Origin of the sequence: Acinetobacter sp. NIPH 817 (assembly GCF_000368405.1) — a bacterium.
Classification (GTDB): domain Bacteria; phylum Pseudomonadota; class Gammaproteobacteria; order Pseudomonadales; family Moraxellaceae; genus Acinetobacter.
This window is the reverse complement of the sequence record NZ_KB849419.1, coordinates 224,015-237,766: the sequence shown is the minus strand read 5'-3', so window position 1 is coordinate 237,766 and position 13,752 is coordinate 224,015. Positions and strand designations below refer to the sequence as shown.

Sequence of the window (13,752 nt, the reverse complement as noted above, 5' to 3'; positions counted from 1 at the left end):
TTTAGCATAGTCATTCTGCCATACAGTCTTTAATACCACGTTAGGTCTTATTGAGTTTGTATAGACATTTCTTACTTTTGAAAGACCAAAAGTAAGCAAAAGTCTTTTGTTGAACAGAGGGTACTTCCGTGTACCCCTGCTCAACAGGTGACATCCATGTCACCCACCGCGATAGTAGATTAAGGCTATATATAAAGAATTAATCCTTCTCCCCAGCAACTACCTTATAAATAATCGCCCCAATCACAGCCCCTAAAATCGGTGCTACCCAGAACAACCACAACTGACTTAAAGCAGCAGTTTCAGCAAAGAACGCAACGCCTGTACTACGTGCAGGGTTCACCGAAGTGTTCGTCACCGGAATACTGATTAAGTGAATGAGTGTTAAGCCCAAACCAATCGCAATAGGAGCGAAGCCAGCAGGCGCACGACCATGTGTTGATCCTAAAATAATGATTAAGAAGAACGCTGTAAGTACCACTTCAATAATAAACGCAGAACCTAAACCAAATTTATTTGGTGATAAATCACCAAAACCATTTGAAGCAAAACCACCAACACCGTTAAAGCCCGCTTGGCCTTGAGCAATAATGTAGAGAACAAATGCAGCAGCAGTCGCACCGACCACTTGAGCAACAATATAGGGAATTAAATCTTTAACATCGAAGCGGCCGCCGACCCAAAGGCCAACACTTACCGCGGGATTAAAATGTCCACCTGAGATATGCCCTAGAGCATAGGCGCCTGTCAGTACGGTTAAACCAAAGGCAAGAGCTACACCTGCAAAGCCAATACCAAGTTCAGGGAAAGCTGCGGCTAAAACTGCGCTACCACAACCACCAAAGACTAGCCAAAACGTACCTAGAAATTCAGCAAAATATTTATTCATTCTGATTACTCATTTATTTAATCTATTTTAATTAATGTGAATTACGTCACATAAATTTGAAGCATGTGACTATATGAAATTTTTGTTTTCAGTGTTGTTTTAATCAAGAAAAGATTTGTAAGTTTTGGTTGGTTATTTTTTGTCTAAAAAATGATCTCTCCATTGCTGTGGTGTTTGATTAGTCCAATGTTTAAATGCTCTTTGAAAAGCACTTTGTTCGGAGTAACAAAGCAAAAGGGCAATCTCTTGTAGGCTCAAATGTGGGTCTTTTAAATACTCGGTTGCAAGCATAAAGCGCACTTGCTGAACGCGCTCCTGAAAGGTGGTGTTTTGTTGTTGTAAATGCCGTTGGAGCTGTCGAACTGACAGGCCTAATTGAGCAGCAATATATTCAATTTGATATTGATTTTTTTGCAGTCCAGTCAAAATTGAATGCTGTAAACGCTGATCAAGTTGGGTCGAATTTGGTAATTGTTCTAAAAGTGCTTGTGCTTGCTGAACCAATAGTTGCTGTAGGGTGTGGTCGGCGCTGCTAAGCGGCTTATGAATTTCAGTAATGGGAATGAGTAACTCTGTACGCGGCTGGCTAAAACGAACGGGACATTGGAAGTATTGTTCATAAACCCTGATATTTTTAGGGGCAGCATTTAAAAAATGTACTTCATGTAAATGCACATCTTCATGAGACATAAAAAGACGTAAGAACTGAATGACCAGTGCAATCGCGATTTCATCAGTAAGCTGAGTAGGGTGTAACTCAGTCGCTTCCCAGCGAATAGAACCATATCTTCCTTGTAGCTCGACGACTAAAGGGCTGCCGTCATAAATCAGACGATGAAAATCATGATAGCGAATTAAAGCTTCACCTAAGTTATCGCAAGAGAGAGCAAGGTAGGCAATAATCCCTAAGTGTTTGGGTTGTACATATTTGGCAATTTCTAGGCCTAATCCTGGCTTCGGGTCTAGTTTATAAATGATTTCTAATAGATCGCGCCAAACCACGTAGTCAAAGCGTTCCAGATTTTGAACTTGTTCTAATTGTTCAGGAATAGCTAACTGATTGGCTTCACAATAAGCTTTTAATAGATGTCCGAGCCCCCCATAGACAGAACCTGTATAGTTTTTTAGTTGTGGCATCCCTAACCACCTCTTTCTTGTCGTGATTTGTCAATGAAACCATAAATTCTGGTCAATACCTAGCATAGCGAATTTTATATTCTGAATAAAAGAAAAAGGAGTTAGGCGATGTTAAAAGGGTTCATTGCAGGAATTGCGGTTGCGAATGCATTTGAATGGGTGGCGCATAAATATATTTTGCATGGTGTACACCGTGCTGGAAAACCGCGCTATAGCCCCGTGCCAAAAAGCATGGAATCCCATTGGGCACACCATCGTGAAGTCCGTAAACAACAATTTCATGATGATTGCTATGTTGAGGGCGTTGGAAACTGGCGAACTAAAAATGAGTTAATTTCACTGGCAGTCGTAGCAACCGTTTCAAGTGCTATTTTCTATCCATTTTCAAAAGGTATGGCACTTGCAGCTTGGTACAGTGCTGGTAATTATTATTATATTCATCGCCGTGCACATTTAGAGCCTGAATGGGCAAAGCGCAAAATTCCGTGGCATTACGACCATCACATGAACTCTAACCAAGACGCCAATTGGTGTGTAACCAAACCTTGGTTTGATTATGTAATGGGAACACGTGTGGTGTCTTCGGCAGATTTAAAAGAACAAAATCCTTTGGGTGTGCGTTTACCTGCTGCATTTGCTAGACCACTTTCTCAAGCAGTAGAGAAAATCTTCCCTGCAAAATGGGTCGAGAAAAAAGAAAAGCCTGAACTTACTACTGAGGTGAATGCAGTAGATGGTGCTGCATAAAAAAATAAAGGGGCATATCGCCCCTTTAAATATCAATAAGCTTACAAGCGCATTTCGATGCCTTGTTCAGCTAAATATTGTTTAGCTTCCGGAATGGTATATTGGCCAAAGTGGAAAATACTTGCTGCCAATACTGCATCGGCACCACCTTGTAAAATTCCGTCTGCAAGGTGTTGTAAGTTACCTACACCGCCTGAGGCAATGGTTGGAATGGTAACGCGGTCATTAATAGCACGCATTAAAGCAATGTCGTAACCCGCTTTAGTACCATCGGCATCCATACTGGTAATGAGTAACTCGCCCGCACCGTAGTCAGCCATTTGTACAGCCCACTCAATCGCATCAATACCCGTTGGCTTACGGCCACCGTGAGTAAAGATTTCCCATTTGTTATCGCCAGTTTTTTTGGCATCAATCGCAACCACAATACATTGTGCGCCAAAGTGCTGAGAAGCTTCTTGAACAAATTCAGGGTTAAATACGGCAGCTGAGTTAATACTGACTTTATCTGCGCCTGCATTTAATAACGCACGAATATCTTCAACCTTACGTACGCCACCACCCACAGTTAATGGCACAAATACAGTCTCGGCCATACGTTCAACAGTACGGTAAGTGGTATCGCGTCCATGATGTGTAGCGGTAATGTCTAAGAAGGTAATTTCGTCTGCACCTTGTTCGTTATAGCGACGTGCCACTTCAACTGGGTCGCCCGCATCACGAATATCGAGGAATTGAACGCCTTTAACTACGCGTCCGTTATCAACGTCTAGGCAAGGAATAATACGTTTAGCAAGCATAGCTTTTTCCAAAAATAATCGCCGTTGGTGAAAGTTCCTACACAGGCGCTACACCTTCATGGAGGGAAGAGGTATTCTATCAAACTTCACAGATGTTTTTTGCAGGTTTTCCATGTCGGTTTATACCCCGTTGAGTTTAGATGAAGTTCGCACCTTTGCTGCACCTTATGGATTAGAGGTGTTGGAGCTGAACCCAATTCAGGGAGGTATTCAAAACACCAATTATTTTTTGGTTGATGTAAACCGCAAACAGTATGTACTTACCGTGTTTGAAGAGTTAGATGCACAAGGGGCAGGCGAACTCATTCCTGTTCTTGAACAATTGGGAACTCATGATGTCCCTGTTGCTGTGCCGTTAAAACATAGCGGACAAGCAGTTCATGTGATTGCAGAAAAGCCTGCACAGATTGCACCGCGGCTCATGGGCCACCATCCCATGCAAACCACAGTAGCGCAAGTTGCCGCAATTGCAGACGCACAGGCGAAGCTACATGTGGCTTTACAAGATTTTCCGCTTGAGCGTGAGTATCGACGTGATCATCAGTACTGGACAGGTGTTGCAGAGCAGCTTAAACCAAATATGACTCAAGATGACCAAGCGTTACTTGAGCAGGTTTATCAAGCTTTTAATGCTAAAACAGCACAATACTCGAACCGACCAACAGGCTTTATTCACTCAGATTTGTTCCGTGATAATACTTTGTTTGAAGGCGAGCAACTACAAGGTATTTTAGATTTTTACGAGCTAAATCAAGATGAATTACTGTTTGATATTGCGATTACCATTAATGATTTTTGTACCGAATATCCAGCAGCACATTTAAACTCTGACAAAGTAGCCGCTTACTTAGCGGCATATCAACAAGTTCGTGTGCTTACTTCAGATGAACTTGAGTGTTTAGATGTATTCTTGGCAATGGCAGCATGCCGTTTTTGGTCAATGCGCTTGCAAGTTGCTCAAAAAAATAAAGAAGAAGGACGTACCGGCGATGACATTTTGCAAAAAGACCCGCAGGAAATGCGAGCAATGATGCAAGACCGTTTAAGTCATGTAAAAGCATAAAAGGGAATAAAGATGCGAGATCAGGGGCGATTAGTCGAATGGTTCGACGAAAAAGGTTACGGCTTTATTCAGCCGGATGATGCTGAAAAAGAGCGAGTCTTTTTGCATATTAAAGATTTTGCACGCCCCGGTCCTCGGCCAATTATTGGCTGTGCACTAGAATATCTGATTATTCTCGATGAGCAAGGTCGCTTTCGTGCTCAGCAGGTCACTTATTTAAAAGCATCTCAAACTCGTAAAGCATCAAAGCCTGTAAAAACACAATCTTCTTTTCAAGCCAGTCCATGGTCTGCAATGCAAATGGGGATCGTGTTTTATTTCGTTTTAATGGGCATTATGAGTTTTATTCATATTTTGCCGGCCTATACCTTATTGTTTATTTTAATGATGAATGTACTGAGCTATTGGCTTTATTCACAAGACAAAGAAGCCGCACAATTGGGTAATCGCCGTGTGCCTGAGCAAACATTGCACATTGTCAGCTTTTTAGGAGGCTGGCCTGCCGCATGGTGGGCACAACAAAAACTGAGACATAAAACACAAAAACAACCATTCCGTAAGATTTATTTTTGTACCATATTCCTTCATTTACTTTTGATTTTGTGGCTAATTTCTCCCTTAAATGTGTTGCGGGGCTCATAAAAGTAAATCGTTTTATTAAACTTGAGAGGTATAAAAATGAATAGTTCTATCGACCAAGATCCAAATCGTACTTTAACGCTTATTTTATATGTACTTTATATTGTCGCTATTTTTACAGGCGGCTTACTTGCGGTTATTGCTTTAATTATTAATTATGTAAAACGTTCCGATGTGCAAGGCTCAATTTTTGAAAGCCATTTTACATGGCAAATCCGAACATTCTGGTGGTATCTGGCTTGGAATATTATTGCTTTTCTGCCGTTTATTTTCCTGTTCTTTACAGGTGAAAATACTGACCTATTTGCAGGTGTTGCAATCTCATCGACCGTATTTTGTGTGGGTGTAATTGGTGCTGCATGGATCTGGATTGTATATCGTGCCATTCGCGGCTTGATTGCTTTAAATGATAACCGTCCGATGTATCAGCCTTAATAAATAAAAAAGAGAGCATTAAGCTCTCTTTTTTTATTCTCGAATTCTTTTAGTTTTTTTAATGGGCAACTTAAGTTTTAACTCACTGACTAAAACACCTAATACCACTAAAGCACCACCCAGAAGAGCAATAAGTGGTAAGCGCTCACCTGCAATTCGACCAATAATGCCTGCCCAAACAGGCTCTCCCGCATAGATAATTGCAGCACGTGAAGGATCAACCACACGTTGAGCCCAGTTCATCACAAATTGAATGAGTGCACTCGCTAAACCTAATGCAACCGCAATGAGTACAAGCGGCCATGAAAATGTAGGAATTGTATGTTCACCCACCACAGGCATAATGGCAAAAGAAACCAGAGAGGCTACACCGAGTTGAATGATCGTAACGCGACGCAAATTTACTTTTCCAGCAAAGTAGCTAATAAAAATAATTTCTAAAGCAATCGCAAACGACCCGAGCACTGTTAAAAGTTGCCCAAAACTTAATGTAATTTTCTCAAAACCATTGCCTGTCAATAGCACAAGACCGACAAAAGCAAGAGCAGCACCTACCCAAGTCATAATATGGGGAACTTTTCTAAAGATGAGCCACATTAAAATAGGAACAAGCGGAACATATAGTGCTGTTAAAAAAGCCGACTCACTACTTGGAATTGTTTGCAGACCAATCGTTTGTGTACCATAGCCTGCTGCAATAACAAGACCAATCACACAACCTGCGCCTAAATCTTTTAAAGTGACACCTTTCATACTTTTTAAAGAAATAACAAGCAAAGTAAGCGCTGCTACCGCAAAGCGACAGCCCACAAAAAACATAGGCGACGAAAAATGCAGTGCATATTGCACCGTAAGAAATGTTCCGCCCCAAATGATCGTAATCAAAATGAGTGCTAACTGTGGGGCTTTGCTTGAACTCAGGGAAATTGGTGACATACTCAAATTAAAAGAATTGTGCAATATACTGCACATATTGCGCTATTCTTCTATTTTGTGCAATATATTGCTCATATTTTATTTGCTGCGTTAATTTATGAGTCAGTCCAGTACCGTTTTACAGCATGTCGGCACAAATATCCGTTCCTTAAGAGATGAACGAGATTTAAGCCAACAGGACTTGGCAGATCAGGCAGGTGTAAGTAGACGAACGATTGCTGCATTGGAAACAGGACAGGTCAATATAAGCTTGGCCAAACTCGATGCGATTGCGGCTGTGTTAGGTGTAGACTTTAGAACGATTGTGAGTGCACCTGAGCATAAAGAACAAGCTTTGGTTAATGCACTGGCTTGGCAAGGTGAAAAAGAAGAAAGTAGAGCGACTTTTTTGGCTTCAGTTCCGTCCCGTTCGCAAGTTGAGCTTTGGACATGGTCGTTAGCAGTGGGGGAGTCTTATGTTGCTGAAGCAGACCCAGAAGGATGGCAAGAGCTTATTTATGTATTAGAAGGCGAGTTGACCATACAATTTCCAGATTGTTCAAAAACTATCGTTGCTGGTTCTTCATTTATATATGCTAGTTCAGTGACTTATACCTATATCAATAGTGGTAACCAAGTACTTAAATTTATGCGAAATGTGGTGTATTGATTAAGAATATATTTGTCACATCAGCAATAAAAAAGAGCCTAATCAGGCTCTTTTTTTTACATCTTAAAAATTAAAGACGGTTTTCATCTAGCAACAGCTGAGCTTCACGAAGGTTTAAAGTACCTTCATAAATTGCACGACCTGTGATTGCACCTAAAATGCCCGGTTGGCCTTTTAAGTTGCGAACGTCATCAAGGTTAGTTACACCACCTGAAGCAATCACGGGTAAGCCTGAGTATTGAGCCAAGTTTACAGTTTGCTCAACATTTACGCCTTGCATCATGCCGTCACGAGCAATGTCTGTATAAACAATGCTAGACACGCCTGCATCTGCAAAGCGTTTTGCTAAGTCAGTTGCTTTCACATCAGTAACGTTTGCCCAGCCGTCAGTTGCAACCATACCATTCATGGCATCAATACCAACAATGATGTGACCTGCAAAACGTTTACAAGCTTCTTCTACAAATTCAGGCTCTTGAACTGCTTTAGTACCAATAATGACAAAAGTCACGCCAGCTTCTAAGTAGTGTTCGATAGTCTCTAGTGAGCGAATACCACCACCAATTTGAATTGGTAATTCTGGCTGAGCTTTAGCAATTGCTTCAACAACAGGCTTATGAATTGGAGTACCCGCGAAAGCGCCATTCAAATCAACCAAATGCAAACGACGTGCGCCTTCATTTACCCAATGCTGGGCAGTTGCAACTGGATCGTCAGAGAAAACGGTATCGTCTTCCATACGCCCTTGTTTTAAACGCACACATTTACCATCTTTCAGGTCAATTGCTGGAATGATTAGCATGCTTCCGCTCCTTGCTTCATCATGATTATGAAATTGTGCACATCTTAGCAAAGTATTGATCAATCGCTAAGCCTTAGAAAAGACTTTTATAACTTTACGCTTGAAGTGCGGTTTGAATCGTTTGTGAAATGTGAGCTGGTAATAGTTCTTGCTTTCTGAGCTCTTCAAATACCAATAATGCAGCATACGCATCGGCGGCAGCGTAGCTTATTTGTTGTGATGTAAGTGGCTTTCTTGCCCAATTTGAAGTTCCAACTTTTTTCGACTTTGCAAGATATTGTCCAAATAGAAGTGCAATTGCTTTTTGAACCCCCATTTGCTGTGTAAAACCAAAGTGACTAAAGCCTTTGGCTAGATCGACACAACTTTCCAGTTCAATGCCTTTTTTATGAAAAATGTGTTTATCATTTTTAAGGCCAAAGCCAACTTTAATTTGCTGAGGGTTAGACAAAACGGGCTGTAAAAATTTTAAAGTCGATGAATTGACATGAAATAAATAGGCTTTTTTTGCTGTGGCCAGCTGAATCAAATGTGGACCTGTTGACACTTCACCCACTCGAAAAGTCGGTTTAGATTCAGAATCAAATCCCAAAACTACAGCGTTTTTTAATTCTTCTTCAATAGTTTTGCATTGCTCAATATTTTCAATCACGACAATATTTTGATAGTTAAGATTTTCAAAAGGAGGAAGTTGTTGAATAGAGGCTTTATCAAGGAGGGGAGAGGCTTCGGACATATTTAACAGCATACAAATGAATTGAGCTATTAGCTTTATATATGAATAAAGCCTAGAGAACTAGGCTTTATGATTGTCTTTAAAAATTATTGAGACTGAGACGGTGTACCAATGACAACGCTTTCGCTTTTTTCAACATAACCTTCATAAGTCGGAGCCATGATTGTGGCAACAATAGCAAAAACAAAAGCAAGTGGAATCAGAATAATATAAATCCAGCCTAAAACGCGTTCCCAACCAGGGGTAGGGCGTTGTGGACCGTAATCATTATTGCCTTCTGTACCTTTTGCCGCAAAGAGATAAATCATGAAAATGAGGTTTACGACAGGGATAAGCATCAGCAATGATAGCCATCCTGTATTATTGCGGTCATGTAAGCGACGCATTGTAAATACAAAGCTTACATAGAGGCAAACAATATAAAGAATGGCGATGACAATCATGCCTGCTGTAGAAAGGCCAGTTAGATCCTGACTAGATGTAAATCCAAAAGTGAATGCGATGGCAACAACAACGATGCCGATGACGAGTGAAAATAAGAATGTCCAAGCAGCATAAGAGAGTCGACCAAAACGACCATTAGCTTTAAAGGGGGAATCTTGTTGAAGGGATTGATTTTCAAAAGGTGAATTCATTTTGTTTTCCTGATCATTTGGTTTTATTTAAAAGTATAAATATTCAATATTTTGTTGAATAAAACATCATTCTATAAATGATTAGTTATTATTGTAAATAAAAAAAAGATCAGGCCATCTAGACCTGATCTTTTTTAGTTTTAAATCAGATTAAATATTCCATTCCACAAAGTTTTTAAGTAACTGCAAACCAGCAATATGACTTTTCTCTGGGTGGAATTGAGTCGCGAATAAATTATCTTTGTGAATCGCTGTGCAGAAGTTCACACCATACTCACAAGTCGCAGCCACAACGCTTTCATCTTTAGGTTCGACATAGTAACTATGTACAAAGTAGAAGCGAGCATCTTGCTCAATGTTGTTCCACATTGGATGGCTTGAGTCCATTTGGTGAACTTGGTTCCAGCCCATGTGTGGTACTTTTAAACCTTCCATTTGAGGGAAGTGCTTTACTACACCGTCAAAAATACCGAGTGCGTCTACACCGCCATTTTCTTCAGAACTTTGTAGTAATGCCTGCATGCCTACACAAATCGCAAGGACTGGCTTATTAAAAGCAGCTTTACGTACGACTTCATCAATACCTGCTTCACGCATGCCTTGCATACAGTCACGCATTGCACCAACGCCCGGAAAAACAATTTTGTCAGCTTGTGCAATTAATTTTGGATCATTGGTCACATCGACTGTAGCCCCCACATGCTCAAGTGCTTTAGCTGCTGAGTGTAGATTGCCCATGCCATAATCAAGTAACGCGATACGTGTCATTAGAGGCTACCTTTTGTCGATGCAATCGTGTTTTCTGCACGTGGATCAACTTCACATGCCATACGTAAAGCACGAGCTAGCGCTTTGAACACACTTTCAATTTGATGGTGGCTATTTTTACCTTTCAAATTATCGATGTGTAAGGTCATAAGCGCATGGTTTACGAAACCTTGGAAAAACTCAGAAAATAAATCGACATCAAAGGTACCGATGCGTGCACGAGTAAAAGGAATATCCATAAATAAACCCGGACGACCAGATAAATCTACAACAACGCGAGATAAAGCTTCGTCTAATGGTGCATAAAAATGACCGTAGCGTTTTAAACCTTTTTTATCGCCTAAAGCTTGTGCAAAAGCTTGTCCAAGCGTGATTCCACAGTCTTCTACAGTGTGGTGATCATCAATCTCGAGGTCTCCGTCACAATGAATATCGATATCAAATAAGCCATGTCGCTTGATTTGATCAATCATATGGTCTAAAAATGGAACTCCAGTGTTTAGTGTGCCTTGACCAGTACCGTCGAGATTTAATCGAACTCGAATTTTGGTTTCATTGGTATTTCTAACCACTTCACTGATACGTTGCGTCATGGACACGTTCCTCAAAAAACGTCAAAAATGATTGGATGTTAACGACAATTTCGCTGTGACGAATTCGTGACAGCATCATAGTTTGCTCAGGAGGGTTAATCAATGCCTATTACCGTACATGCTTATAGTTCTCTAGATAATTCAGAGATCCGCGATCAGCTTGAGCGTTTGTATGATACAAGTCCGGAGTTTGGTGACGGGCACGATGCGATTGAACAACTTGAACAAGATTTACAACAGTATACCACGCTATACACTGCTGAATTTAACACCAAAATTATAGGTGCAATCTGGTCTTCAGGACAAGGTGAAAGCAAGGTCCTTGAATATATTGTTGTTCACCCTGCTAACCGTGGTCGTGGGGTAGCTGAGCGCTTAGTTGAAGAAGCTTGTCGTATAGAAGAGTCAAAAGGCGTTAAAATTTTTGAGCCGGGCTGCGGTGCAATTCATCGTTGTTTGGCTCATATTGGTAAATTACATCATTAACAGCCAGTCCGTATGTGATGGTGATTTAAAAATAATCACTTGTTACAAAAAATACGGAAGTTGCTTGACGTGGTCATATAAACATTGTTTAATACGCCCACTTCGGCGTGATAGCTCAGTAGGTAGAGCAACGGATTGAAAATCCGTGTGTCCCCAGTTCGATCCTGGGTCTCGCCACCATATTCGAAAAAGCCTCATACATTAACGTATGAGGCTTTTTTCATGTCTATCTATTTTGCCCAACACTTCGTTAATTCACTTGTGTATAAATCCCGTTTTATCCACAAGCACACTTACTTATCCCCAAACTCAGTTTATTTTTTGTGTTATGCCAAAATGATAATAAATAAGGCTCTAATCATGTGAACTATCATTAATTAGACGTTTTCCTAAACATACCGCTTCTACTTCGTCATAGCCGAGTTGTTCATAAAAATTCAGTACATTCAAATTATCTTTACGCACCAATAATTGAAGTTTTGGGCAGCCTCGAGCGATGAGTCGCTTTTCAAGCTGTTGAACAAGGGCTGTAGCTATGCCTAAGCGTTGTTGGTGGGGGTGAACAGCCAAATAATTAATCCATCCTCTATGGCCGTCATAGCCGCCCATAAGCGTACCAATCAGTTGCTCATCTTTAATCGCAACTAAAAACAAATCATCTTGTTGTGAGACTTTTCTAAAAATATCGGTTTCAGGATTATTCCAAGGTCGAGTCAGGCCGCAGCTTTCCCATAAAATGACGACATCTTCCAGATCCGCATTTGTAAATTGACGAATGATAAACATATGGATTTCTACTTTTTGTTTTGATGTGCTCAAAAGATAAAATAAAAATTCGGGCTTGAGCAGTGTTTATTAATAATTTACACAAATAAAAAAGCACCCCCTTAGGAGTGCTTTAATTCAACCCGTGATTTAAGCTGATTTTGCAACTGGTGCTGCTTGAAGCATTTGACCTGTTTCTTCGAAGTTTGCATGCCAAGACAGCGCCTCACGAAGTAAATGAGGAGTGTGTCCACCTTTAGCACATGCACGATCAAAGTAATCATTTAATGCATCACGATAAAGTGGGTGTACGCAATTATCGATAACAGCGCGAGCGCGTTCACGAGGCGCTAAACCGCGTAAGTCTGCTAAACCTTGTTCTGTCACTAAGATATCAACATCATGTTCACTGTGGTCAACATGGCTCACCATTGGCACGATAGAAGAGATATCGCCGCCTTTAGCAATTGATTTGGTCACAAAGATTGCCAAGTGAGCATTACGAGCGAAGTCACCAGAACCGCCAATACCGTTCATCATTTTAGTACCACATACGTGAGTCGAGTTCACGTTGCCGTAAATATCGAACTCAAGCGCAGTGTTAATGCCGATAATACCTAAACGGCGAACCAGTTCAGGGTGGTTAGAAATTTCTTGTGGACGAAGTACTAATTTGTCTTTGTAAGCTTCGATATTGCCAAAAACTTTCTCGCCACATTTTGCAGAAAGCGTAATTGAGCTACCAGAAGCAAATTTCATTTTGCCTGCATCAATGAGTTCAAAAGTACAGTCTTGTAATACTTCTGAGTACATGATGAGGTCTTCAAAGTCAGAATCTTTTAAACCTGTTAATACAGCATTCGCAATGGAACCGATACCCGCTTGTAATGGGCCAAGGCTCTTTGGTAAGCGACCTGCAGCAACTTCTTTATTAAAGAAAGCAATAAGGTGGTTTGCAATGCCTTGAGTTTCATCATCTGGCGGAGTTACCGTTGATGGTGAATCGTGAGTATCGTTAAATACAATACCGACAATCTTTGCAGGATCGATTTGAATTGCAGATGTACCAATGCGCTCATCCACTTTTGTTAATGGAATTGGAGTACGTGTTGGACGGTAAGTTGGAATATAGATGTCGTGTAAACCTTCAAAGCTTTCACTCAAAGATGTGTTGATTTCAACAATAACTTTCTCGGCAAAAATAGCGAAACTTGCAGAGTTTCCTACAGAAGTCGTTGGAATAATGCCGCCATCTTCAGTAATTGCAATTGCTTCAATTACCGCAACATCAGGACGTTTAAGCTGTTGGTTACGCATTTGTTCAACAGTTTCAGACAAATGTTGATCAATAAACATAACTTCGCCATTGTTAATGGCACGACGTAAAGTGTTGTCCACTTGGAATGGCATACGACGAGATAAAACACCTGCTTCCGTGAGTTGTTTGTCTAAGTCATTACCTAAGCTGGCACCCGTAATTAACGTGATTTTTAACGGATTTTTCTTTGCAAGTTCTACAAGTGCTTGTGGAACAGCTTTAGCTTCACCAGCACGAGTAAAACCACTCATACCTACGGTCATTCCATCTTCGATGAATTGCGCAGCTTGTTCAGCACTGATGACCTTGTCATGAAGAGAAGCTAGGCGAATACGACTTAAAGACATTGGACAT

The 13,752-nt window shown here is 40.7% G+C and carries 17 protein-coding genes and 1 tRNA gene; 7 read left to right on the top strand and 11 right to left on the bottom strand.

Translation table 11 applies throughout. From position 1 onward, the window contains the following. Positions 1-199: 199 nt before the first annotated feature. Both aqpZ and F968_RS02475 read right to left on the bottom strand, forming a co-directional pair. Positions 200-889 (bottom strand): aquaporin Z, encoded by a 690-nt coding sequence (gene aqpZ / locus F968_RS02480; RefSeq protein ID WP_004789911.1) that lies wholly within the window; start codon positions 887-889, stop codon positions 200-202. A gap of 132 nt (positions 890-1,021) precedes the next feature. Continuing rightward, the gene (locus tag F968_RS02475; protein ID WP_004789910.1) at positions 1,022-2,026 is read right to left on the bottom strand and encodes an AraC family transcriptional regulator; all 1,005 of its coding nucleotides are present in this window, start codon (positions 2,024-2,026) and stop codon (positions 1,022-1,024) included. A gap of 108 nt (positions 2,027-2,134) precedes the next feature. On the opposite strand from F968_RS02475, the gene F968_RS02470 reads away from it, so the two are divergent. Further along, positions 2,135-2,773, top strand: a complete 639-nt coding sequence (locus tag F968_RS02470) for a hypothetical protein (protein WP_004789908.1) — start codon at positions 2,135-2,137, stop codon at positions 2,771-2,773. Between the two features lie 41 nt (positions 2,774-2,814). Here F968_RS02470 and hisF read toward each other — a convergent pair whose 3' ends face one another. Continuing rightward, on the bottom strand, positions 2,815-3,573 hold the full coding sequence (gene hisF / locus F968_RS02465; RefSeq protein WP_004789907.1) for an imidazole glycerol phosphate synthase subunit HisF: 759 nt from the start codon (positions 3,571-3,573) through the stop codon (positions 2,815-2,817). A gap of 112 nt (positions 3,574-3,685) precedes the next feature. On the opposite strand from hisF, the gene F968_RS02460 reads away from it, so the two are divergent. The 3 genes from F968_RS02460 to F968_RS02450 are packed head-to-tail and all read left to right on the top strand — an operon-like array spanning position 3,686 to position 5,710. After that, on the top strand, positions 3,686-4,636 hold the full coding sequence (locus tag F968_RS02460; protein ID WP_004789904.1) for a homoserine kinase: 951 nt from the start codon (positions 3,686-3,688) through the stop codon (positions 4,634-4,636). A 12-nt stretch (positions 4,637-4,648) separates the two neighbouring features. Further along, complete coding sequence (locus tag F968_RS02455; protein ID WP_004789901.1) at positions 4,649-5,278, top strand: DUF1294 domain-containing protein; 630 nt, start codon at positions 4,649-4,651, stop codon at positions 5,276-5,278. A 36-nt stretch (positions 5,279-5,314) separates the two neighbouring features. Then, positions 5,315-5,710 carry a DUF4870 family protein gene (locus F968_RS02450; RefSeq protein ID WP_004789900.1) on the top strand — a complete coding sequence of 132 codons (396 nt, stop codon included), beginning with the start codon at positions 5,315-5,317 and terminating at the stop codon, positions 5,708-5,710. 33 nt (positions 5,711-5,743) lie between these two features. Here F968_RS02450 and F968_RS02445 read toward each other — a convergent pair whose 3' ends face one another. Next, positions 5,744-6,646, bottom strand: a complete 903-nt coding sequence (locus F968_RS02445) for a DMT family transporter (protein WP_004789898.1) — start codon at positions 6,644-6,646, stop codon at positions 5,744-5,746. 97 nt (positions 6,647-6,743) lie between these two features. On the opposite strand from F968_RS02445, the gene F968_RS02440 reads away from it, so the two are divergent. Next, positions 6,744-7,295: a helix-turn-helix domain-containing protein gene (locus tag F968_RS02440; RefSeq protein WP_004789897.1), complete on the top strand. Its 552-nt coding sequence runs from the start codon at positions 6,744-6,746 to the stop codon at positions 7,293-7,295. Positions 7,296-7,365: 70 nt separating this feature from the next. Here the strand turns inward: F968_RS02440 and hisA are convergent, their stop codons facing one another. The 5 genes from hisA to hisB form a co-directional block, all read right to left on the bottom strand. Then, positions 7,366-8,097, bottom strand: a complete 732-nt coding sequence (hisA, locus tag F968_RS02435; RefSeq protein WP_000905538.1) for a 1-(5-phosphoribosyl)-5-[(5-phosphoribosylamino)methylideneamino]imidazole-4-carboxamide isomerase — start codon at positions 8,095-8,097, stop codon at positions 7,366-7,368. A gap of 94 nt (positions 8,098-8,191) precedes the next feature. Next, a complete protein-coding gene (locus tag F968_RS02430) occupies positions 8,192-8,833 on the bottom strand; it encodes a 3'-5' exonuclease (protein WP_034596091.1) in 642 nt (213 codons plus the stop codon). Between the two features lie 86 nt (positions 8,834-8,919). Then, positions 8,920-9,468, bottom strand: a complete 549-nt coding sequence (locus tag F968_RS02425) for a DUF805 domain-containing protein (RefSeq protein WP_004789892.1) — start codon at positions 9,466-9,468, stop codon at positions 8,920-8,922. 150 nt (positions 9,469-9,618) lie between these two features. Further along, a complete protein-coding gene (gene hisH / locus F968_RS02420) occupies positions 9,619-10,236 on the bottom strand; it encodes an imidazole glycerol phosphate synthase subunit HisH (RefSeq protein ID WP_004789889.1) in 618 nt (205 codons plus the stop codon). Beyond that, entirely contained in the window at positions 10,236-10,829 is a 594-nt protein-coding gene (gene hisB / locus F968_RS02415) for an imidazoleglycerol-phosphate dehydratase HisB (protein WP_002116767.1), read from the bottom strand. The genes hisH and hisB overlap by 1 nt, the downstream gene beginning before the upstream one ends. A 102-nt stretch (positions 10,830-10,931) precedes the next feature. On the opposite strand from hisB, the gene F968_RS02410 reads away from it, so the two are divergent. Beyond that, complete coding sequence (locus tag F968_RS02410; RefSeq protein WP_004789887.1) at positions 10,932-11,315, top strand: GNAT family N-acetyltransferase; 384 nt, start codon at positions 10,932-10,934, stop codon at positions 11,313-11,315. A 104-nt stretch (positions 11,316-11,419) separates the two neighbouring features. Then, positions 11,420-11,495 (top strand) — tRNA-Phe (locus F968_RS02405). Positions 11,496-11,669: 174 nt separating this feature from the next. Here F968_RS02405 and F968_RS02400 read toward each other — a convergent pair. Next, entirely contained in the window at positions 11,670-12,101 is a 432-nt protein-coding gene (locus F968_RS02400) for a GNAT family acetyltransferase (RefSeq protein ID WP_004789884.1), read from the bottom strand. 129 nt (positions 12,102-12,230) lie between these two features. Continuing rightward, positions 12,231-13,745, bottom strand: a complete 1,515-nt coding sequence (locus tag F968_RS02395; protein WP_004789882.1) for an acetyl-CoA hydrolase/transferase family protein — start codon at positions 13,743-13,745, stop codon at positions 12,231-12,233. Positions 13,746-13,752: the final 7 nt, after the last annotated feature.